The 21,229-nt window shown below is 68.7% G+C and carries 19 protein-coding genes; 8 read left to right on the top strand and 11 right to left on the bottom strand.

Annotated features, from left to right (window positions below; all coding sequences use genetic code 11):
- Positions 1-20: 20 nt before the first annotated feature.
- Positions 21-1,079 carry a UDP-glucose--hexose-1-phosphate uridylyltransferase gene (locus AC3XQU_RS01465; protein ID WP_489872351.1) on the bottom strand — a complete coding sequence of 353 codons (1,059 nt, stop codon included), beginning with the start codon at positions 1,077-1,079 and terminating at the stop codon, positions 21-23.
- A 331-nt stretch (positions 1,080-1,410) separates the two neighbouring features.
- Between AC3XQU_RS01465 and AC3XQU_RS01460 the strand changes: the two genes are divergently transcribed.
- Complete coding sequence (locus AC3XQU_RS01460; protein WP_489872350.1) at positions 1,411-1,542, top strand: hypothetical protein; 132 nt, start codon at positions 1,411-1,413, stop codon at positions 1,540-1,542.
- Entirely contained in the window at positions 1,543-2,547 is a 1,005-nt protein-coding gene (locus tag AC3XQU_RS01455) for a glycoside hydrolase family 43 protein (RefSeq protein WP_489872349.1), read from the top strand.
- Here AC3XQU_RS01455 and AC3XQU_RS01450 read toward each other — a convergent pair.
- Both AC3XQU_RS01450 and AC3XQU_RS01445 read right to left on the bottom strand, forming a co-directional pair.
- The gene (locus AC3XQU_RS01450) at positions 2,544-2,891 is read right to left on the bottom strand and encodes a hypothetical protein (RefSeq protein WP_489872348.1); all 348 of its coding nucleotides are present in this window, start codon (positions 2,889-2,891) and stop codon (positions 2,544-2,546) included. The genes AC3XQU_RS01455 and AC3XQU_RS01450 overlap by 4 nt on opposite strands.
- A gap of 20 nt (positions 2,892-2,911) precedes the next feature.
- Positions 2,912-3,874: a ribonuclease Z gene (locus tag AC3XQU_RS01445; protein WP_489872347.1), complete on the bottom strand. Its 963-nt coding sequence runs from the start codon at positions 3,872-3,874 to the stop codon at positions 2,912-2,914.
- 219 nt (positions 3,875-4,093) lie between these two features.
- Between AC3XQU_RS01445 and AC3XQU_RS01440 the strand changes: the two genes are divergently transcribed.
- On the top strand, positions 4,094-4,492 hold the full coding sequence (locus tag AC3XQU_RS01440) for a hypothetical protein (RefSeq protein WP_489872346.1): 399 nt from the start codon (positions 4,094-4,096) through the stop codon (positions 4,490-4,492).
- Here the strand turns inward: AC3XQU_RS01440 and AC3XQU_RS01435 are convergent.
- A complete protein-coding gene (locus tag AC3XQU_RS01435; RefSeq protein ID WP_489872345.1) occupies positions 4,489-4,947 on the bottom strand; it encodes a YbaN family protein in 459 nt (152 codons plus the stop codon). The genes AC3XQU_RS01440 and AC3XQU_RS01435 overlap by 4 nt on opposite strands.
- Before the next feature lie 267 nt (positions 4,948-5,214).
- Here AC3XQU_RS01435 and AC3XQU_RS01430 point away from each other — a divergent pair, with 267 nt between their 5' ends.
- Positions 5,215-7,119, top strand: a complete 1,905-nt coding sequence (locus tag AC3XQU_RS01430) for a bifunctional diguanylate cyclase/phosphodiesterase (RefSeq protein ID WP_489872344.1) — start codon at positions 5,215-5,217, stop codon at positions 7,117-7,119.
- Positions 7,120-7,132: 13 nt separating this feature from the next.
- On the opposite strand, the gene AC3XQU_RS01425 is transcribed toward AC3XQU_RS01430, so the two are convergent.
- A complete protein-coding gene (locus AC3XQU_RS01425; RefSeq protein ID WP_489872343.1) occupies positions 7,133-8,422 on the bottom strand; it encodes a cytochrome P450 in 1,290 nt (429 codons plus the stop codon).
- A 134-nt stretch (positions 8,423-8,556) separates the two neighbouring features.
- Entirely contained in the window at positions 8,557-10,833 is a 2,277-nt protein-coding gene (locus AC3XQU_RS01420) for a CHASE domain-containing protein (RefSeq protein WP_489872342.1), read from the bottom strand.
- A gap of 197 nt (positions 10,834-11,030) precedes the next feature.
- On the opposite strand from AC3XQU_RS01420, the gene AC3XQU_RS01415 reads away from it, so the two are divergent.
- The 4 genes from AC3XQU_RS01415 to AC3XQU_RS01400 all read left to right on the top strand — a co-directional run bounded on the left by AC3XQU_RS01415 (position 11,031) and on the right by AC3XQU_RS01400 (position 15,146).
- Positions 11,031-11,462, top strand: coding sequence for a hypothetical protein (locus AC3XQU_RS01415; protein ID WP_489872341.1), 432 nt, complete (start codon positions 11,031-11,033; stop codon positions 11,460-11,462).
- 342 nt (positions 11,463-11,804) lie between these two features.
- Entirely contained in the window at positions 11,805-12,425 is a 621-nt protein-coding gene (locus AC3XQU_RS01410; protein WP_489872340.1) for an LON peptidase substrate-binding domain-containing protein, read from the top strand.
- 21 nt (positions 12,426-12,446) lie between these two features.
- Positions 12,447-13,214, top strand: a complete 768-nt coding sequence (locus tag AC3XQU_RS01405) for an anti-sigma factor family protein (protein WP_489872339.1) — start codon at positions 12,447-12,449, stop codon at positions 13,212-13,214.
- A gap of 243 nt (positions 13,215-13,457) precedes the next feature.
- The gene (locus AC3XQU_RS01400) at positions 13,458-15,146 is read left to right on the top strand and encodes a DEAD/DEAH box helicase (RefSeq protein WP_489872338.1); all 1,689 of its coding nucleotides are present in this window, start codon (positions 13,458-13,460) and stop codon (positions 15,144-15,146) included.
- A gap of 156 nt (positions 15,147-15,302) precedes the next feature.
- Here the strand turns inward: AC3XQU_RS01400 and AC3XQU_RS01395 are convergent, their stop codons facing one another.
- The 5 genes from AC3XQU_RS01395 to AC3XQU_RS01375 all read right to left on the bottom strand — a co-directional run bounded on the left by AC3XQU_RS01395 (position 15,303) and on the right by AC3XQU_RS01375 (position 21,228).
- Positions 15,303-16,970 carry a response regulator gene (locus tag AC3XQU_RS01395; protein WP_489872337.1) on the bottom strand — a complete coding sequence of 556 codons (1,668 nt, stop codon included), beginning with the start codon at positions 16,968-16,970 and terminating at the stop codon, positions 15,303-15,305.
- A gap of 137 nt (positions 16,971-17,107) precedes the next feature.
- On the bottom strand, positions 17,108-19,204 hold the full coding sequence (locus AC3XQU_RS01390; protein WP_489872336.1) for a DUF7024 domain-containing protein: 2,097 nt from the start codon (positions 19,202-19,204) through the stop codon (positions 17,108-17,110).
- A 2-nt stretch (positions 19,205-19,206) separates the two neighbouring features.
- Entirely contained in the window at positions 19,207-19,995 is a 789-nt protein-coding gene (locus AC3XQU_RS01385) for a PIG-L deacetylase family protein (protein ID WP_489872335.1), read from the bottom strand.
- Positions 19,985-20,845 (bottom strand): GNAT family N-acetyltransferase, encoded by an 861-nt coding sequence (locus AC3XQU_RS01380; RefSeq protein WP_489872334.1) that lies wholly within the window; start codon positions 20,843-20,845, stop codon positions 19,985-19,987. Before AC3XQU_RS01380 ends, AC3XQU_RS01385 begins: the two co-directional genes overlap by 11 nt.
- On the bottom strand, positions 20,845-21,228 hold the full coding sequence (locus AC3XQU_RS01375; RefSeq protein WP_489872333.1) for a GtrA family protein: 384 nt from the start codon (positions 21,226-21,228) through the stop codon (positions 20,845-20,847). Before AC3XQU_RS01375 ends, AC3XQU_RS01380 begins: the two co-directional genes overlap by 1 nt.
- Between the last annotated feature and the right edge of the window lies 1 nt (position 21,229).

Here is a 21,229-nt window from a genome sequence, read left to right as displayed (position 1 = left end):
CATCTTCCTGCCGGGCTCGCTCAGGCGTCCTGCTTGTCCGATCCCGGGCTGTCGAGGTAGTGCACGCTTGGTACCGCCCGCAGCTGCGCCGCCGCCTGCTCCGGCGTCAGGTCGCGCTGGGTTTCGGCCAGCATCTCGAAGCCCACCATGAACTTGCGCACCGAGGCCGAGCGCAGCAGGGGCGGGTAGAAGTGCGCATGCAGCTGCCACGCGCCATCGGCCTCGGCGCCATACGGCGCGCCGTGCCAGCCCATCGAATACGGGAAGGACGACTGGAATAAATTGTCGTAGCGGATAGTCAGCTGCTTCAAGGCCAGCGCCAGGTCGGCGCGCTGGGCGTCGTCGAGCTGTTCCAGGCGCTGCACCGGGAAACGCGGCAGCAGGATGGTCTCGAACGGCCAGCTGGCCCAATAGGGTACGACCGCCAGCCAATACTCGGTACTGACCACGACCCGTTCGCCATCGGCCGCTTCGCGCTCGACGTAATCGAGCAGGAGCGGCTTGCCCTGTTTCGCATGATAGGCGCGCTGCTGGGTGTCTTCCGTGGCCGGCAGCACCGGCAGGAAGCTGCTGGCCCAGATCTGTCCGTGCGGGTGCGGGTTCGAGCAGCCCATCACGGCGCCCTTGTTCTCGAAGACCTGCACCCAGCGGTACTTCGCGCCGAGTTCGGCCGCTTGTTCGCACCAGGTATCGATCACGCCTTTGATGGCCGGCAGCTCCAGCAGCGGCAGCGACTTGCTGTGGTCGGGCGAGAAGCAGATGACGCGGCTGGTGCCGCGCGCGCTCATGGTCTGGAACAGCGGGTCCCCGCCCGGTGCGGCTTCCGGCGTGTCGGACGTGAGGGCGGCGAAATCGTTGGTGAACACATAGGTCCCCTGGTAGGGCGGATTATGTTCGCCGTTGACGCGGGTGTTGCCTGCGCACAGGTAGCAGTCGGGATCGTGGGCCGGCTTGGCGGCGCGGTCCACCGCTTCCTGCTGGCCCTGCCACGGGCGCTTGGCGCGGTGGGGCGACACCAGCACCCATTCGTCCATGAGCGGGTTGTAGCGGCGGTGAGGGTGGTCGGAGGGATTGAACATGGGATTCCTTGTGTGCTGCCAGGGGGCAGGGCGGGCGGCAGCCTGCGGTCCCGGGCCTGGCGTGATGACTGGCGCTTGATTTTGCCACTTTGCTGGAGGCAAACGCGCACGGGTCGGCAGGCGCGGGCGGCGGGATACCCATAACGGTATCGGAGCGCCGGAAAATTGAATTGGATTTCAGTTTGGCTCCGCGAATAGTATGGCCCCAAGCCACGCCCAGCAGTGGACCATATCAATACAACAAGGAGACAGACGCCATGCCCCACCCAGGTTCGGGAAGCCGCCGCATTGCCCGCAACAAGCCCTCGCTGTCCACCGCGTCAACGAGAACATGAGCATGCCCCTGCACGTGGAGAACATCCTTGATCGCACCTGCCACGACTACCACGGCATCCCGAGCAATCCGCGCGACGTGCGGCGCTACGACCGCGCGGTCGGGCTGTCGCTGCACTGGGGGATGTAAATGAGGCGCCGTCCATTCGCGGCGGTGCTGTGCCTGTGCGCCGCGGCCCCTGTCGCACAGGCGCTCGAGCCCAGGTTCGCCAATCCGCTGGTGCGCCAGCGGGCCGACCCGCATGCGCTGCTGCATACGGATGGCTACTACTATTTCACGGCCACCGCGCCGGAATACGACCGCATCGAATTGCGCCGTACCCGTTCATTGAACGAGCTGGCCAGGGCCGAGACGAAGGTGGTGTGGCGCAAGCATGCGACGGGCCCGATGAGCTGGCATATCTGGGCGCCCGAGCTGCACCATATCGACGGCAAGTGGTACATCTACGTCACCGCGGGCCGTGCCGACGACCACTGGGCGATCCGCCTGTACGCGCTGGAGAACAGTTCGCCCAATCCGCTCGAGGGCACATGGGTCGAGCGCGGCCAGGTCAAGACCGGGTGGGACAGCTTCTCGCTCGATGCGACCAGCTTCGCGCACAAGGGGCAGCGCTATTTCGTCTGGACCCAGGCGGGCCCCGGCAAGGAGCCGCCCGGGACCAAGATCTATATCGCGAAGATGGATTCGCCGCTGACGATCGCGGGCAAGGCGGCCATGCTGACCACGCCCGAATACGAGTGGGAAAAGAAGAAGTTCGCGGTGAACGAGGCGCCGGCGGTGCTCGTCAGGAACGGCAAGGTCTTCCTCACCTATTCGGCCAGTGCAACCGACGCCAACTACGCGATGGGCATGCTCACGGCAAGAGCCGATGCCGACCTGCTTGATCCGGCGTCCTGGGTCAAGTCGCCGCTGCCGGTCTTTAGAAGCAGCGCGCGCAATCGCCAATGGGGGCCGGGGCATAACGCCTTCACCACCACGCCGGATGGCAAGACCGACATCCTGCTGTACCACGCGCGCCAGTACCGCGACATCGCGGGCGATTCGCTCAAGGACCCGAACCGCCATACGCGCGCGCAGGTCATCCGCTGGAAGCGCGACGGCACGCCGGACTTCGGCGAGCCGGTGGCCGATTAATCGTCGCTTTCGTTGTCATCCCGGCCAGGTGCTGCCTGGCCCTTGCTGGCGCGCCGGCTCGCCAGCCAGTCGCGCCCTCCGGCCTTGAGCGCCCTGGCGATGACTTCCGGCGGCAGGCTGTAGACGGTGGCCCAGGTGGCGCGGCCGTCGACATCGTTGGAGGGAAAACTCTCAGTCTCGATCGGCCAGTGGTATTTGCGCTTGAGGGCGCGCACGATGGCGGCCAGGGTGATGCGGCCGCGCATCGGCTCGGCGCCGGTCTGGTCTTCGTTCGACAGCAGCACGGCCAGCACGGCGCCGCGGGCGGTCAGCGGGCCGGGGAAGATGGGGGTTTTTTTCGGCATGCGGCAATTGTAGCTGGAGCCTAGCCGCAGGCTTGCACGCTGCCGTCCTTCCCGAGCGTGTAGATGGCGAGGTCGCGCGCCAGGGCCAGGTTGCCGCTGTAGTGCGCGCGCGCTTCGCGCTCGATGTCGTCCAGGCTCAGCGCCGCGCCGCGGTCCTGGTAGCGCGGGCTGAAATGGGTCAGGACCAGGTTGGGCAGGCCGGCCTGCTGGGCGAAGCGCGCCACCATGGCCGCCGAGCTGTGCTGGGGGCCGGGGCCAACCTTGTGCAGGATTTCCTCCGTGTAGGTGGCTTCGTGCACCAGCAGGTCGGCGCCGGACACTTCGTGCGCCAGCAGCTCGGGACGGTCGTTGTCGCCGGCGATGACGATCTTGCGCGACCTGCGCGGCGGCAGCAGGAAATCCTCGGCCCTTGCCTGCCGTCCGTCGGGCAGGACCACGTCGCGGCCCTGCTGGATCTCGCCCCATGCGGGGCCGGAAGCGATGTCGCCGGCGGCCAGCTTGTCGAGGTCGAGCTTGCGCTCGACGCGCGCCTCGGTGAAGCCATAGGCATGGGTGGCGATGCGGTGCGAGAGCGCGGTCGCCGTCACCTTCAGGTCGGGCAGGATATCGGTGTGGGGCAGGTCTTCGATCGCGATCCAGTCGATGGCATAGGGCAGGGTGAGCTGGGTCGCGTCCATGATGGCCTCGATCATCGGGCGCAGCGGCGGCGCGCCGACGATGGCCAGGGGGGCGGTGCGGCCCTGCATGCCGGCCGTGGCCAGCAGGCCGGGCAAGCCGTAGCAATGGTCGCCGTGCAGGTGGGTGATGAAGATGGCGCGCAGGCTCATCGGCGACAGATTCGTGCGCTGCAGGCGGTATTGCGTGCCTTCCGCGCAATCGACCAGGGCCCAGTGCTTCGCGCCGCTGCTGCGGATGGCGCAGGCCGTCATGTTGCGGGTCCGGGTCGGCGTGCCGGCCGATGTTCCGAGAAACTGGATTTCCATTAGCGTTCCACGTGCAATGTTGACACGCCATTATCCGGGATTGGCCGGCGCGCGCCGCCGGGCTGAAGGCCGGAAGAAAAACAGGCTCGTTTGATCGTGCTCAAAGTGCCCGGCGCAGTGTGAGGCCGCTTTCGCACTTTGACGCCGGCCCCGGTGTCTGATCCTGCACGACGGCCGCCATGGAGCGGCTGCCGACTTCATCATTCCTCAGGAGGCGTCATGCGCACACTTTATCCGCTCCTTGCGGCAGCTTGCCTGCTGGCCGCACCCCTTGCCTCGGCTGCCCAGTGCGCCCAAGGCACGGTCAACGTCACGGCCCAGCGTGGCGGTCCCGGCACCGGCAGCGCCTATACGGTCACCGGCACCCAGCTCGCCACCGAAGTCGAGGGCGCCTATGCCTTGTCCAACGGGCGCCGGCTCGATCTGGTCTATCTCGACCAGGCCGTCTACGCCGACTTCGAGCGCTGGCAGCGCGTGCGCCTCGAAGAAGTCGGCACCCACCGCTTCGCCTCGCGCGAAGGCGACATCCAGATGACCTGGGTGCCCGATACCCGTACCGACCGCATCTACCTGAGCTACCCGGCCAACGGCAGGGGAGAGCTCAAGCGCAGCTGCTAGGGCCTTGCACAGGGCGGGCGGCGGCGCGGCCCGCCGTGACGGCGGTGCAGGAATGGATTTCCCGGCTCAGGCGCGGGGACGGGAGGCGTCGGCTCGAGACGCAGCGTCGGCAGGAAGCGCCACAGGTAGATGCTCACGCAAGTCCCGGTCAGGGCCAGCAGGGCAGGCACGCCCAGGCCTTCGAAGCGGCCCATTGCCATCAGCAGCGAACTCCACAACAAGACGGTGGCGACGATCTTCGCGCGCAGCGGGATGCCGCGGCCGGCTTCGAAATTGCGCAGGTAATCCCCGAACACGCGGTGCGACAGCAGCCAGCCGTGCAGGCGCCGGGAGCCGCGGGCGAAGCACCAGGACGCCAGCAGCAGGAAGGGCGTGGTAGGCAGCAGCGGCAGGAAGATGCCGATAATCCCCAGCAGCACGCACAGCCCGCCCATCACGTTATAGAACGGTTTCATGCCGCCACTCTAGCATGGGCGATTACCCTTGGCTGCCCTCGCGCCGGTGAAATAAAATTTCGCAGAAGAATCGGATATGAAATAATATTTCACATTCGTTGCTCGCGCGCAAATTCGGCAAATTTTAACCGCAGGGTAATTTCCCGTAGGAAAACAGTGGGTATAATCGATACGCATAACAACGGGCGCTACCCAGGATTGATTTGTTGGCGAGCTGGGCGCCCGGCTCCGCCTCGATCTGCCTATTTGCCTGCCGCCGCGCCGTCCATGCCTTCGACTACTTTATCGTCACCGCCCGCCTCGGGCACGCGCATCGGACACTTCTTCAAGCCGCGCGTGCTGCGCGACCTGGCCATCTATCTCGCCTTCATGCTGCCCATCGTCTGGGGCCTGGTGGCGGTGGAGCAATCGCGATTTACCTCGCTGGCCGAAGCCGGTAGCAACCGCGACCTGCGCAACACCGCGCGCGCCTTCACCGAGGAAGTGCGCGCCACGGTCGGCATCGTCGACCTGTCGCTGCTGCAGCTGCGCGCCACCTGGCAGCGCGACCGCGCCGGCTTTGCCCGGACCGTGGGCGAGCATGCACGCCACCTGCGCTACCGGGTGCCGATGCTGATCAATGTGCTCGACGCCGACGGCAAGCTGGTCTACACCAACCTGGGGCCTTCGCGCGAAGGCCTGGACATGCGCGGCTCGACCGCCCACGGCATCCACCTGCAGACCAACGACGACCGCTTCCATGTGAACCGGCCTGTCATCTCGCCGCTGACCAAGTCGTGGGTGGTGCAGTTCAGCCGCCCGATCCGCGATGCCGGCGGCCGGTTGCAGGGCGTGATCATCGCCGCGGTGTCGCCCGATTATTTCGTGCGTTTCCACGAGGACGTCGATCTCGGTCCGAGCGGCTCGGTGTCGCTGATCCGCGCTTCCGACGGCGCCATCATGGCGCGCAGCACCCATGCCGACCGCCACCACGGCATCGGCACTGTGTTGAAGGATAACCCGCATACCGATCACAGCCCGGTCACCGGGGGCTTTCGCCGTGTCGGCCAGATCGATGGCGTCGAGCGCTTCTACGCCTGGCACAAGCTGCCCGACTACGGCATGGTGGTGACGGTGGGCCAGGCCGTGCGCGACGCCAATGCCCGCTTCGCGCAGCAGCGCGCAGTGCTGGCCGGACTCGGCGCTGCGGTCTCGGTGGTGCTGGCGCTGCTGGGCTGGACCGCGCTGGCCGCCGCCGACCGCCGCCGCCGCGCGCTCAAGTCGCTGGCCGCCGCCGAAGCGCGCTGGAAGCTGGCCCTGAATGCGGCCGGCGACGGCGTCTGGGACTGCGACGTGCTCACGGGCCTGGCCACGCTGTCGGCGCGCGCCCAGACGATCCTGGATACCGACCGCGCGGTGATCTCGTGGTACGGCAGCGCGCTCGACGCCATGGTCCATCCGGAAGACCTGCCGCGCCTGCGCACCCAGCTGCGCAGCCACCTGGCCGGGCGCGGGCCGCACTTCGCCGCCGAGTTCCGGGTGCGCCTGCGCAATGGCGAGTGGAGCTGGATCGACGCGCACGGCACCGTCGGCGAGCGCGACGAGCTCGGCCAGCCGCTGCGCATGGTCGGCACCTTCTCGAACATCGACGCCCGCAAGCACGAGGAAGCGCGCATGCGCCGCATGGCCCATGAAGACGCGCTCACCGGCCTGCCCAACCGCGTGCTGCTGGGCGACCGCCTGCGCCAGGCGATCCGCGCGGCCAGCCGCGACGGCCACAAGGTCGCCGTGATTTATTTTGACCTGGACAAGTTCAAGCCGGTCAACGACACCCACGGCCACGCCGCCGGCGACCGCCTGCTGCAGCTGGTGGCGCGCCGCCTGCGCGCCGGCCTGCGCGACGCCGACACCCTGGCCCGCATCGGCGGCGACGAATTCGTCGTGCTGCTGCCGCGCTGCGACAGCCACGACGACGCCGCCCGCGTGGCCGAGAATATCCTGGTGCAGCTGAACGAACCCTTCGAGGACGGCGAGCTGGTGCACCGCATCTCGGGCAGCCTGGGCTTTGCCCTGTTCCCGGACAACGGCCTCGACGCGGATGCCCTGCTGCGCAGCGCCGACCTGGCGATGTACGACGCCAAGGCGCACGGGCGCAACCGGGTGTCGCGCCGCTACCGGAGCGAGGTGGCCTGACACCGCCGCTCCGTCAGCGCACGGGCGGCGCCACATCGATCAGGAAGCCGCTCGCCGGCAGCGCCGGCACGCGCGACAGGTCCACCGACAGGTCCTGGCGCGGCACCGCGTACACCACTTCGGACGCCAGCAGGTGCAGCGCCGACTTCACCAGCTCCATCGTCATCGCCTCGCCCGGGCAGCGGTGCCCGCCCAGGACATCGCCGGCGCCCTGCGCGGCCAGGTCGAGACCGGTGCCCTGCCAGCCGGCGAAGCGCTCCGGGCGGAAGCGTCCCGGCTGGGGCCACAGCGCCGGGTCGTGGTTGCTGCCGTACAGGTCGAACAACACCCAGGTGCCGGCGTCGAACTGCAGGCCGCGCCAGTCGAAGGCCTCCAGCACGCGCCCGCCTACCGCGGGAACGAAGGGGTAATAGCGCCGCACTTCCTGCACGAACATCGTGAGCGTGGCGTCGTCGCCGCCGGCGATGCGGGCGCGCCATTCGGGATACTCGTGCATCGCCAGTGCGCCGAACACGATGTAGCGCGCCACCGCCACTGCCGGTCGCAGCAGGTTGATGAGCTCGGCGGCGGCGTCTTGCGCAGGCAGCGGGTGTTCGTCGCGGTCGCGGTGGCGCGCGATGACGGCCAGCGGGCTTTCCGGCGGCGGGACAAGCCCGCCGGCGCGTACCGCCTCGACCAGGTCCCTGGCCCAGCGCGCGCTGCGCCGGCGCGCCAGCCGTGTGCGCAGGCCCGGCCCCAGGCCATTGCCGGCGCCGCACAGGGAAGCGGAGAGTTCCGCGGCCAGGCGCGCGATGCCGGCCGCCTGGACGGGCACGCCGGCCCAGCGGCAGGCCGCCGCGCACAGCACGTATTCGGCTTCGCCGCACAGGGTCAGGCGGCGCCGGCCCGGCCAGCGCGCGGCGCGCCCGCGCCATGCTTCTTCGGCCAGCGCGACCATGCGCGCGCGGTCGGCGCCGGTCTGCAGCGACATCAGCATGGCCTTGCGGTGGCGGTGGTCTTCGCCCTCGAGCGCCGGGCTGGCGCCGCCGTGCTCGAGCAGCCGCACCCCCCCGGGCAGGGCGGCGCCGCGCCGCGTGAAGCGCCCCGGCTGCCAGAACATGCGCGCCGCGTCGAGGCCGCTGACGCAGACAACCGGCCGCCCCATCAGGCGGGTCTGGAAGATGTCCGATCCGAGTTCGGCGCAGCGGCGCTGGATGAAGGGATAGCCTTCGAACAGCAGCCCCAGGGTGCTGTCGACGGCCCGGGTACGCGGCACGCCGTGCTGCACCGGGACGAGGAGGGGCTGGCGCTGGAAGAAGGTCACTCGGGGCTCCTGGGCGGGAAGGGCGAAACCACTGTAGCACCCGGCCCGCGCCCGCACGATTGTGCCGATTGGAGGCAGATCTACACCATGTCCGCATTCTTGCCGGCCGCGACAGCGGCAATGACGCAGCTGCCTCAGTAGGGTGCGGCCACGCCCGCATCGGCGCCCAGGCGCACCGCCGCCCCCGCATGGCGCGGCAGGTAGATCGTCACCGTCGTGCCCTTGCCCGGCTCGCTTGCGAGGCGGATGTCGCCGCCGCTCTGGCGCGCAAAGCCATGCGCCATCGACAGGCCCAGCCCGGTGCCCTTGCCCTCGGGCTTGGTCGTGAAGAAGGGCTCGAAGGCGCGCTCCATCACCTCCTGCGGCATGCCGTGGCCCGAGTCGGCCACCGCCACCGAGACGTAGTCGCCGGGCGCCAGTTCCGGGTCCTGGTCGATCGTGACATTGCTCAGTTCGAGGGTGATGCGGCCCTGGCCGTCCATCGCGTCGCGCGCATTGATCACCAGGTTGAGCAGCACGTTTTCCAGCTGGTTCGGGTCGACCAGGGTCGGCCACAGTCCCGGCGGAACGATCTTCTCCAGCGTGATGCTGTCGCCTGCCGCACGCAGCACCAGGCTATCCATGCGCTCGAGCAGCTCGCCGATATCGACCGTGCTCGGGTGCAGCGGCTGGCGCCGCGCGAAAGCGAGCAATTGCCCCGCCAGCTTGGCGCCGCGCTCGACCGCATCGAGGATGCTCAGCAGGCGCTTGCGGTTGGCGCCGTCCGCGCGCAGCATCAATTGCACGTTGGCGCTGATGATGTGCAGGATGTTGTTGAAGTCGTGGGCCACGCCGCCGGTCAGCTTGCCCACCGCTTCCAGCTTCTGCGAGCGGCCCAGAGCCTGGCGCGCTTCGTCCAGCCGCTGCTGGCGCTGCTGCTCGCGCGCCTCGGTTTCCTTGCGCTGGGTGATGTCGCGCACGAAGGCGGTGGCGCCGAAGCCGCTGCCCAGCGCCAGCGTCGCCACGCTCAGCTCGGCCGGGATGGGGCGGCCATTGCGGTCGAGCACGGTCAGCTCGGTCACCTTGCCCAGCATCGGGCAGCGACCGCTGGCGGCAAAGGCCGCGAAGCCGGCGCGGAAGGCGGCGCGGCCTTCTTCGGGCAGCAGCTGGTCGGCCTCGCGCCCGATGGCTTCCTGCACGCTCCAGCCGAACAGCCGGGTGGCCTGGGCGTTCCAGTCGGTGATGCGGCCTTGGCGGTCGAGCGCCACGAAGGCGTCCGGCGCGTTTTCGAGGATGACCTGCATGCGCTTTTGCTCGGCGGCCACCTGGTCGTGCGACTCGCGCAGCTCCAGCGTCATGCCCTGCGCCAGCTGCAGCGCGCCGCGCCGCTGCCGGGCCAGCAGCCAGACCACGATGCTCAGCAGCACGCTCAGGCTGATGCCGGTGAGCGCGACCAGGCGCGGGCGCATGGTGTCCAGGCTGTTTTCCAGGGCGGCGCTGGAGCGCATCGAGATGGTCCAGGTGCGCCCGCCCGGCACGATCTGGGCGCTGGCCTTGAGCCGCGCCACGCGCGCGCCCGCGCGGGGGGAGCGGTAGAGCAGGGTGGCGCCGTCGAGCGGCTCGCCGTCGTGGATCTCGATGTCGAGGTCGGTCGAATGGGCGCCGCCCAGCTCGCGCATCAGGTCGCTCATACGAAAGGGCGCGTATACCCAGCCGACAATGGCGGCGCGGCGCTGCTCGACGGTGCCCGCCGGTTGGCCGGCGCGGTAGACCGGCAGGTACATCACGATGCCGGGCTGCGATGCCCCCTTGCGGTCCTGCACCAGCGCCACCTTGCCGCTCAGGGCCGCCAGCCCGCTGTCGCGCGCGCGCGCCATGGCGGCGCGGCGCACCGGCTCGCTGAACATGTCGTAGCCGAAGGCGCGCAGGTTGCCGCCGCCGAAGGGCTCGATGCGGGCGATGGCGGTATACAGGGGGCGCGGCCCGGCCGTCTCGACCTTCGGATGCACCGCATACTGGGGAAATCCGTCGCGCCGCATGGCTGCTTCGTGCGCGGCCAGCGCGGCCGGCGGCACGATCACGGAAATGCCGAGTGCTTCCAGACCGGGAAAGGACTGGTCCAGCCGCAACACCCGATAATATTCCTCCCATTCACGCCGCGAGACCTCGACCGAGCCGCGCAGGTAGCCGCGCGCGCCGCGCAGCACCTGCTCGTACACCGCCATGCGGCGGCTGATGCTGAAGGCCATCTCGCGGGTGCGGTAGTCGAAGGTTTCGACCAGCTGGGCCTGGGCGGTGCGCTGGGCGCCGCTCCAGGCGCTGAAGCTAACCAATAGCGTGACCAGCAGCACCAGCATCGCCAGCAGTAGCGGCAACTGTCCGGAACCGGGCAGGGGAATGCGGCTGGTATCGGCGGAAGAGGACTGCGGCATGGGAGCGTACGCGCGGCGGGAGCCGTGGGGCAGGTTGATCGGAATCGCGCGAAAAGCAGTAGGATACGCATCCTTGCTGGGCTGGGGCGCACGCAAGTGCTAGCATTTGGCAAGTATATTAACGATAAGAAATTACTCACTCACTAAGCCGACCGCATGCCGAACTCCTTGCCACGCGCGCCTGCGCCCTGCTGCGCATGACGTCCTTGCCCACCTGGCGCCGCCACTGGCCGCTCACCGCGCTGGCAGGAAGCCTCCTGCTGGCCTTGTTCTGGGGCACGCTGGCGCCGCTGCGTGGCGCCAGCCATGAACTGCTGCTGGAGATTGGACCGTCGAGCCGGCAATCGCGCGTGCGCCTGACCCTGGGCGTGCAGGACGTGCTGCTGCTGCGCAACCGCAGCGGCGCGCCCCTGGTCTTCGGCCCGGTGCAACTCGCGCCCGGCGGCGAATTCCGGCTGCCGGTCGAGGAAGCGGGCGAACAGACGATTCCCTGCCCGGCGCTTCCCGGCGGGGTGCTGCATGTGCAGACCGTGCCGATGCCCGATCCGGGCCTGGCGCGCCTGCGCTGGCGGCTAGCCAATCTCGGCAATGCGATCCGCACGATGCCCTTGCAGGCGCCGGATTCCTGAGCGGCCGGACACAGCCAATTCGCGACTCCGCACTTCGGGGTCAGGTCTGACATTCGGACACGAGCTCAGCCTTGCCATAGTTGAGCTTGCGACTTCGAACTTCGGGGTCAGGTCTGACATTCGGACACGAGCTCAGCCTTGCCATAGTTGAGCTTGTGTCTAAATGTCAGACCTGACCCCGGTTTGGCGGTGTGTGCAGGTCTACGTTCGCGGCTATCCAATCTGGGCAATGCGATCCGCACGATGCCCCTGCGGGGGCCGGATTCCTGAACACCTGCAGACGGCCGGATCGGGCCCTCAATCGTGCTCCGGTCCCCGCTGTGATTCTGTCATGATGGGATCATGTCGACGATTTCCATGCCGCTGTTCCCGCTCAGTACGGTACTGTTCCCGGACGGGGTATTGCCGCTGCAGGTGTTCGAGGTGCGCTACCTCGACATGATCAGCCGCTGCCTCACCGAGGACACGCCGTTCGGCGTGGTATTGCTCACGCAGGGGCACGAAGTGCGCCAGCCCGAGGGCGACCCCGAACGCTTTGTTGCATCGGGCACCATTGCTTCCGTTACCGAAACCACCACTACCTCGCCCGGCCTGCTGCAGGTGCTGTGCCGCGGCGGCTCGCGCTTCACGGTGGTCACCGCCGAACAGCGCCTGAACGGGCTGTGGATGGCCGAGGTCGAACTGGCCGAAGACGACCATACGGTGCGGGTGCCGTCCGAACTGCAGGGCGCGTCCGACGCGCTCGACCGGGTGCTGTCGTCGCTGCACGATGTCCCCCAGCACCGCTGGCCGGTGCAGCCGCCGTTCCGCCTCGACGATTGCGGTTGGGTGGCGAACCGCTGGTGCGAACTGCTGCCGCTGCCCAACCAGCAGAAGCACCAGATGCTCATGCTCGACAATCCCGTGATCCGGCTCGAAGTGCTGCACGATGTCCTCGATGAACATGGGCTGATCACCTCCTAGCTTACCTACTGGCGTGCTGGCATGAAATTTTCGGACGACCTCCTGATTGCCTACATCAACGGTGAGTTGGCCGAGCCGGCGCGCGCGGCGGTCGAGCGGGCAGTGCGCGCCGACCCGGTGCTGGCGGCGCGCCTGGCCCAGCACCGCAAGGAGCACTCCAGCCTGGGGCGCTCGCACATCTTCAGCGTCTCGGCCAACGGCCATGACGGCAACGGCAACAACAAGCCGTCCCAGCGTTCGCCGCCGGCGCGCGGCGCCAAGATCGTCCACCTCGACACCCTCCGGCCCGGGCGCGCCATTGCGCCGCCGGTTCCCCCGGCGCCGCCTGCCTGGAGCACGCGCCACTGGGCGGCCGTCGGCGCGGCGCTGGTATTCGGCGCCGCGGCCGGTGCGCTCGGCTGGCAGGCGCTGCGGCCCAGCCCGGACCTCGTCACGCTCATGGCCAGCGACGGCGCCCTGGTGGCGCGCGGCAAGCTCACCGAGGCCCTGGCCGACCAGCTGGCCAGCCCCGGACCGTCCGAGAACGGGGTGCGCATCGGCGTCACCTTCGTGTCGAAAGATGGCAGCTATTGCCGCAGCTTCGTGGTCGACACCACGGCCGGCCTGGCCTGCCGCGCCGGCGGGCGCTGGACCATCCCCGTGGTGGCCCAGGCCGGGGCGGGCGCGGCATGGGTCGACGGCAGCGTGCTGCCGCCGGCGGTGCAGGCCGCGATCGACGCGCGCATCGTCGGCGCCACGCTCGATCCGGTGGCCGAACGCGCGGCCCAGCAGCGCGGCTGGCAGCCTTGACGCCCGGTCCGCGCCCCACCATGTCCGCAAAAAACTTCCCCCGAAACAGGACCTTATATACAGGGGGGGCGATTTCAGGTATCGTGTAGGCCGCTAAAGTGCGTCTACGTCCGCGCGCCCGTGTCACGGCGCCCTCCGCGGCACCGGCCCTCGCCCTGCCGTCCCATCTGGAAGCTTCCCGCGCAGGCCATGTTGTGCCGCAGGCGCAGCCGTAGAGCTAACGAAATACTGTCCAACAAGAATATGTCTGATACCCAGAACACTCCAGCCAGCGCCGAACCGCTCGATACCGCTTCCATGACCGCATCCGACCTGGTGCTGGCCGCGACCGCCCCGGTGGCCGAAGCCGGCGCACCGGCAGCAGCCGTCGTCGACACGGCGCCGGCCGGCTTGCCGGACGCATCGCCTGACGCCGGGGTTGCCGCGGATCTCGATGCGCCGGTGGTGCAGGTCGCCGCCGACGAGCAGCCGACCGTGCGCTTCGCCGACCTCGGCCTGGCGCCGGAAATCCTGCGCGCGCTGAACGACCAGGGCTATGTGCACCCGACCCCGATCCAGGCCAAGGCGATCCCGCTGGTGCTGCAGGGCCGCGACGTCATGGGCGCCGCCCAGACCGGTACCGGCAAGACCGCTGGCTTCTCGCTGCCGATCATCCAGCTCCTGATGGCGCATGCCAGCAGCAGCATGTCGCCGGCGCGCCACCCGGTGCGCGCGCTGATCCTGACCCCGACCCGCGAACTGGCGGTGCAGGTGGCCGAGAACGTCAAGGCCTACGCCAAGCACACCCCGCTGCGCTCCACCGTCGTGTTCGGCGGCATGGACATGAAGGGCCAGACCGTCATCCTCAAGGGCGGCGTCGAGATCGTGATCGCCACCCCGGGCCGCCTGCTCGACCACATCGAGCAGAAGAACGTGAGCCTGTCGCAGGTGCAGATGCTGGTGATGGACGAAGCCGACCGCATGCTCGACATGGGCTTCCTGCCCGACCTGCAGCGCATCATCAACCTGCTGCCGAAGAAGCGCCAGAACCTGATGTTCTCGGCCACCTTCTCGCAAGAGATCAAGAAGCTGGCCAACAGCTTCCTGGACAAGCCGGTCCTGATCGAAGTGGCGCGCAGCAACGCCACCGCCGACAAGGTCACGCAGATCGTCTACAAGGTCGACGAGGAACTCAAGCGCGACGTGGTCGAGCACCTGATCCGCGAGCGCAACCTGAAACAGGTGATCATCTTCTCGAACACCAAGATCGGCGCCTCGCGCCTGTCGACCCATCTCGAGAAGAAGGGCATCAAGGCCTCGGCCATCCACGGCGACAAGACCCAGCAGGAACGCATGGCCGCGCTCGACGCCTTCAAGGGCGGCGAGATCGAAGTGTTGGTGGCGACCGACGTCGCCGCGCGCGGCCTGGACATCACCGACCTGCCGTGCGTGATCAACTACGACTTGCCCTACAACGCCGAAGACTACGTGCACCGCATCGGCCGCACCGGCCGTGCCGGCGCCTCGGGTGACGCGCTGTCGGTGTTCTCGGACAAGGACGAGCGGCTGCTGACGGACATCGAAAAGCTGATCAAGCAGACCATCACGCGCGGCACCCTGGCCGGCTTCGTGGCGCCCTCCAACCGTGCCCGCGAGACCGGGCGCGAAGGCGGCCGCGAAGGGACGCGCGATTTCGCCCGCGAAGGCGAGCGCCGCAGCCGCCGCACCCCGGACGAATCCGGCGCCGCCCCGCGCAGCGCCGAGCGCAGCGAACGCCCGCCGCGCCCGAGCTATGGCAGCACCCCGCGCCGCGAGAAGGTCGATCCGTGGTTCCTGAAGCCTTACGAGCCGTCGAGCGCGGCGCGCAAGGAAACCGTGACGCCGGTGTCCGCCAGCGTCAAGTCGGGCAAGCAGAAGCTGGCGTATCTGCTGGGCGGCGGCCCGCGGCCGTAAGCAGCGCCTGCGTCGGCAGATCTGTCGAAACCCGTAGGGTGGGCAGATTTTCTGCCCACGCGGTCAAGCGCCGTCCGCCGGCCCGTCCCCGATTTCCGGGCCGGTAACGATCACCGCGTGGGCAAAGAATTTGCCCACCCTACGGTTCTCGACTCATCACGCCGCACGCTTCGCATGCAGCGCCGCCTGCACCCGCTCCAGCAGCGTCTGGTGGTGGTAGGGCTTGGCCAGCACATCCAGCGCCTGCCCCCGCGAGGGCAATTCATCCATATACCCCGTCGTCACCAGCACCGGCATCTCCGGCCGCCTGGCATGCACCTGCTCGATCAGCTGCAGCCCGTTCATCCCGCCCGGCATGATCACGTCGGTGAACAGCAGGTCCACCGGCTCGCTCTCGAGCACCGCCAGCGCCTGCTCGCCGCTGGGCGCGGACAGCACGTCATAATCGGCCGCCGCCAGCATGGCTTCGGCCAGCTCGCGCACGTCGTCGTTGTCTTCCACCACCAGGATGCGGCATTTGCGGCCCTCGTCCGCCACGCTGCCGGCCGGCTCGTCCGGTTTCGCCTGGGCCACCGGGAAGATCATGCGCACCCGGGTGCCGCGCCCCGGTTCGCTGTCGATCTCCAGGCGCCCATGCGACTGCTGCACGAAGCCATGCACCATCGCCAGGCCCAGGCCCGTGCCCAGTCCCTTGGTGGTGAAGAAGGGCTCGGTGGCGCGCCGCACCACGTCGGGGGGCATGCCCACGCCTTCGTCGTGCACGCAGATCGACACGTAGTCGCCCGGCGGCAGCTTGTTGGCGCTGCGGCGCTGGTTGCTGGTGAGCGTGGTGGCGACCGTGACCACGCCGCCCTCGGGCATGGCGTCGCGCGCGTTGATCACCACGTTGAGCAGGGCCATTTCCAGGTAGGTGGTGTCGAGCGTGCAGGGCGGCAGACCGGGTTTCAGGTCGAGCCGCAGCTCGACCTTGTCGCCCAGGGTGCGCACCAGCATGTCGGAAAACTCGACCACCAGGCTGTTGAGGCTGATGTCTTTCTGCTCGAGCCGCTGCTTGCGTGCAAAGCTCAGCAATTGCTGGGTTAGCTTGCCTGCCTGCATGGTTGCGCGCTGGGCGCGCCGGATCGGCTCGATCGACTTGGGGCTGGCGCCGCTGGTGAGCAGCGCCAGCTCGAGGTTGCCGTTGATGACCTGCAGCAGGTTGTTGAAATCGTGGGCCATGCCGGCCGAGAGCTGGCCGATCGCTTCCATCTTCTGCGCCTGCAGGTTCGCTTCCTGCATGCCGCGGCGCTCGGTGACATCCATCTGCGAGGCGAAGAAGTACAGCAGCTTGCCTTTCTGGTCGAAGATCGGCCCGATGAACAGGGCGTTCCAGAAAGGCTCGCCATCGGCCTTGTAGTTGAGCAGGTCGACGGCGACCGCGCGCTGCTCGGACAAGGCCTTGCGCACTTCCGCCACCGTGGCGCGGTCCGTGTCCGGGCCTTGCAGAAAGCGGCAATTGCGGCCAAGCACATCGCTCTCGGCGTAGCCGGTCAGATCGAGGAAAGCGCCATTGGCGAAGACGATGGGATTGTCGGCCTGGTTGGGGTCGGTCACGACCATCGGCATGCGCGTCATTTCGACGGCGGCGAAGAAGACGTTGGCGCGGTCGTTCAGCCCGGGGCGCCCGATATAGCCGGCCTGCCAGTGCTTGATGCCGGGATTGCCGAGGGTGGACACGGCATTGCCTTCGACCTCGCCGCCCGCGGGCACCCCCGCGCTCTGGCCGCCGCCCTGGATATCGAGCGGCTTGCCGGCGTAGTCCTCCTTGTCTGATCCCGTTGCCATCGCATGTTCCTGGTTGCGCCACCGCGGCGCGGCCTGCCTGGGCCGCATGAGGCGGCCCGGCATGGAATCACTCTACCCGGGCGGGCCGGGCTGCTCCGTTCGCGACTTCACACAGCGCCCTGGTGGCTTGCGCCAGGTCAAGGAGCGGCCCGGGCCTGGGTGCTGACGCGCCGGCTGGTATCGGCGATGGTGATGTCGGCAATCCCGATGCCCAGCTTGCGCGGATCGGCCGGGTTGCCCAGGTCGGCAGGCGAAATCGGGCGCGGCACCTCGATGCTCAGGCTGCGCTGCTTGCCGTCGGTAAGGAAGCGCAGGCCCAGTTCCTGCAGCGAAGGCGAGAGCTGGAATTGGGTGCTCTGGTCGCCAATGCGCATGGTGAAGGGCAGGGTGGCATTCACGTCGAAGGCCCGCGCGTTCAGGATCACCTGCACATTCTTCGGCAAGGGTTCGTTGAAGTGGAACACGACCTGCTTGCTGTCCGACCAGCGGCCCCATTGTTCGGCATACGACAGGCCTTCGGCGGCGCGCAGCAGCCCGCTGCCATACGGCTTGGACAGCTCGGCCGTGCCGACGGTGCGGCTTTCGTCCAGCGGCAGCTGCACCAGCGCATACTCATTCGTCTTTTTCACCGGGGTCAAGCCGGGCGGCAGCGGGTGGTTGCCGACCACCAGCAGCCACTTCCTGCGCACCGGGAGCTGGTATTCGGCGATCGGCGCATTCGGCGGCAGGTCGAGCATGGCGGTGTCCGGCGCATCGATGTGAAATTGCGCGCGCATGATTTCCTGGGCGCCGGTCGAAGCCACCGTGATCTGGTTGTGCTCGTGCTTCGGCACGTGGGCATGGGCGAACTTGCCGCCATGGTCGGGGCCCCAGCCCGGCACCAGCTGGGCCAGGTAGGCATTGGTTTCCACGGTGCCCAGCGCCAGCATCACCGGCACCGCGCCGAACAGGAACAGCGGCGCCCCGAAGCGGCTGCCCCAGGCCCACAGGCCGAGGGCCAGCACATCGAGCCCCACCACCAGCCAGCCGGTCCACAGGCGCAAATTGATGCCGGAAACTTCCGGGCCATCGACAGGATTGAGCGAGAAATTCGGCAGCCGCACCAGGGCGAACAGCAGCACCGTCCCCAGGCCAAGGGCGACCAGCCAGCCCAGCGGCGGACGGGTCGCGGCGGGCCGTTCGATTGCGCTGGCCACCAGGATCAAGAGCAGCGGGAAGACGAAGGTGTAGTAGCGCAGGTGCAGGCGCACCACTTCGAGCGGACCGAGCGGGGCGATCGAGGCGGTATAGGCGATCGTCATGCCCGCGGCCGAGCCCAGCATCAGGAAGGCGAACAGCTGCAGGCGGTTCAGTGCACTGCCGGCCTGCTGGCGTGCGCTGCGGCTGACGACGGCGTGCAGCAAGAGCGCCAGTGGCAAACTCATCAGGACGGTCAGCGCCATCAGGTGGCCGCGCCCGTTGATGAAGGCGGGCGCCAGCAGCTCCAGCAACGAGCGCGGGCGGGTGCCGGCGGCGGCGTTCGCATAGAAGCTGCCGAACAGGCTCAGCGCCGGTTCGCCGGCGATCAGGTAGCCCAGGCCGAACTTGATGCCAAGGGCGACCGGCGGGACGATGGCGGCGGCCAGCAGCGCCGTGCGCAGGGGCCGCTCGTGCCGGTCCAGCCAGGCGCTGGCGGCCAGGAACAGGCTGGCCGCCGGGATCAGGAACAGGGCATGCACTTTCACCAGGCTCATCAAACCAAGCACGATGCCGACCGCGAGTGCGCGGCGCGGCAGCGGCCAGGCCCGCGGCGTGAGCGCCACCCAGCTCAGGGCCGCGAAGCCGAAGTAATAGCTCGCCTCCGGCATGAAATAGGCCGTGTAGATATTTGTCGGCGCCAGCAGGGCCAGTACCACGACGGCGACCGCCAGCAGCGGGCGCAGGTAGACGCGCGCGACGGCATAGAACAAGGCGCCGGCGCCCACGAACAGCAGGCCGTTGGCGATGCGCACGCAATCGAGGAAACCGTCGCCGCAGGCCAGCGAGCCGCGGAACAGCCACAGGTAGAGGTAGGAAGGCACGATGGCTTCGCCCAGCGGCATCAGGCGCGCCATCTTGCTGTAGTACCACTCGTCGGCAAAGATCGCCGGGTACAGGCCCAGGTTACGGTACAGCAGCCAGGCCAGCACGGCGGCGAGCGCCGCGCACAGGACCAGGCGCTGGCGTCCGGTATCGGCGGGATGGATCGTATTCATGTTCAAGGATGGTCGTAGGAAGGGGATGCGGCGCGCCATGCGGCGATCGCCCGGGCCATTTGGTCCCAGGTGAAGAACCGGCGCTTTTCGTAGTAGAGGGGGCCGGCATGCGGGCGCTCGGCCAGGCGCGCCGGCGCCACCGGCTGCAGCTGCTCGACGCCGCGCAGCAGGTAGTGCAGGGCGACGAAGGGGAACAGTCCGATCCAGGTGCCGCGCTGCGAAGGATAGGACAGACAGGCCTGCAGGTGCCGCAGGCGGGCGCGCCAGGGGATGGCCAGGGCCTGTGCCGGGCCGTTTTCAGGGATCGGCGCCAGCACGCGGAACAGCGGGCCGGGCAAGCCTTTGGCCTGGTAGAGCGAGAACTGCCAGGTGCGCCCGAGCAGGCCGCGCTCGGCGGCCAGGGTCACGGCCAGCGCGTGCAGGGCATCGTGGTCGTGATGCCCGCCTTCCCAGGCCGTCACGTGCAGGGCCTCGACCTGATGGCGGTCCAGCCAGCGCGCGATCCACCCGGCGGCGGCGTGCAGGTGCAGCGGCAGCTGGGCGTCGCCGATGCCCAGCTCCAGGCCGGCAAACGACACGTCCTGCGGCGCCACGCCCAGCCTGGCCAGCACCGCCAGCGATTCGCAATTTCGCTGCTCGGCGCTGGCGCTGGCCGTGCGGCCATCGGTGAGGTAGGCGCAGGCCACGCGCAGCCCGCGCGCGCGGCAGGCGAGGATGCGCTGGAACACGCCGAACTCGTCGTCCTGGTGGGCGAACAGGAACAGCGCGGCAGGACCAGTCTCAGTAGGCATCGAAGTCGAGGAAAGTGAACTGGATGCGGGACGCGTCCAGCAGCGGCACGCGCGCCGTGAACGGGCGCCAGATCAGGTTCAGCGGCGAAGGCCGCAGCCGCATCGGGATGCCGGCGTAGTTCCAGTAGCGGCTGGTCGCGTCGGGCGCCAGGCCGATGAACAGGCGCAGCAGCGACGGGGCCGCGCCGCTTGGCGGCGCCAGGCTCGCCTGCGCATCCAGCTCGGCATAGGCCGGCAGGTGGGCGCCCATCGCCGCGGCATGCAATTGCAGGCGCTTGCCGGCGCTCGCCACCGCGTGCACGGGGTTGTGCGGGTTGGCGCAGCGCCAGGCCAGCGCCGCCGGGGTCCAGCTGCGCTCGAACGAGAGCGTGGCGGCATCCGGCTTGGGCGCATGCTGCAGCCGTCCCAGGCCGATGCGCGCTTCCAGCGGGCGCACCAGCTGGAAGCCGAGCTTGCGCACGAAGCCGGGCGTGCTGTTGGCATTGGCCACGCCGTACACGCCGTCGAAGCCGGCCTGCGCGCCGGCCTCGTAGGTCATGGCCGCCAGTTTCGTGAACAGCCCCTTGCCCTGGTAGTCGGGATGGGTGGCCGTGTTCAGCGACAGCAGCACCAGCACCTCATTGCCCTCGACCCAGGCGCGTGCCGGCACGCACACATAGTGCGCGGCCAGGCGTTCGCCGTCCCAGGCATCGAAGCCGACCGCAGCGCCGTCCGGATTGGCCACGTACAGCCAGTCGAGGTAGGCGGGCGTGAACTTGTTGGCGCCGGGGAAGCAGGCGGCGAACAGCGCGCCGTACTGGGCGAGGGTGGCAGGGTCGTTCCGGACGGGCGCAAATCGCATCGGCTGCATCACTTGAAGATCCAGTATTTGCTGAGCAGGTAGCCATTGACCGCCACCAGCGGCAGCGACAGCAGCTTACCCAGCAGCGGGTTGTCGAAGTTGGCCTCGGCCAGCGCCACGCAGCCGATGGTCAAGAGGTAGTTCACCCCGACGACGCACAGGTAGCGCGTGAAGTTCGCCGGGCTGGCGGCGGTATCGAAGGTAACACGGCTGTGGAAGGCGTAGTTGACCAGCAGCCCGGCGCCGAAGCCCGCGCTGGCCGCGGCGGTGCTGGCTACGCCGTTGGCCAGCAGCAGCTGCATCAGGCCGACGTCGGCCAGCGCGCAGATCAGGCCGCCGGTCACGAACACGGCGAACTGGCGCGACAATACGAGGGCAGCGAGTTGCGACACC

It is taken from the genome of Telluria sp. AZSoR62 (genome assembly GCF_058111565.1).
The sequence above is the reverse complement of the archived record's forward strand: the minus strand, read 5'-3'. Positions and strand labels throughout refer to the sequence as shown.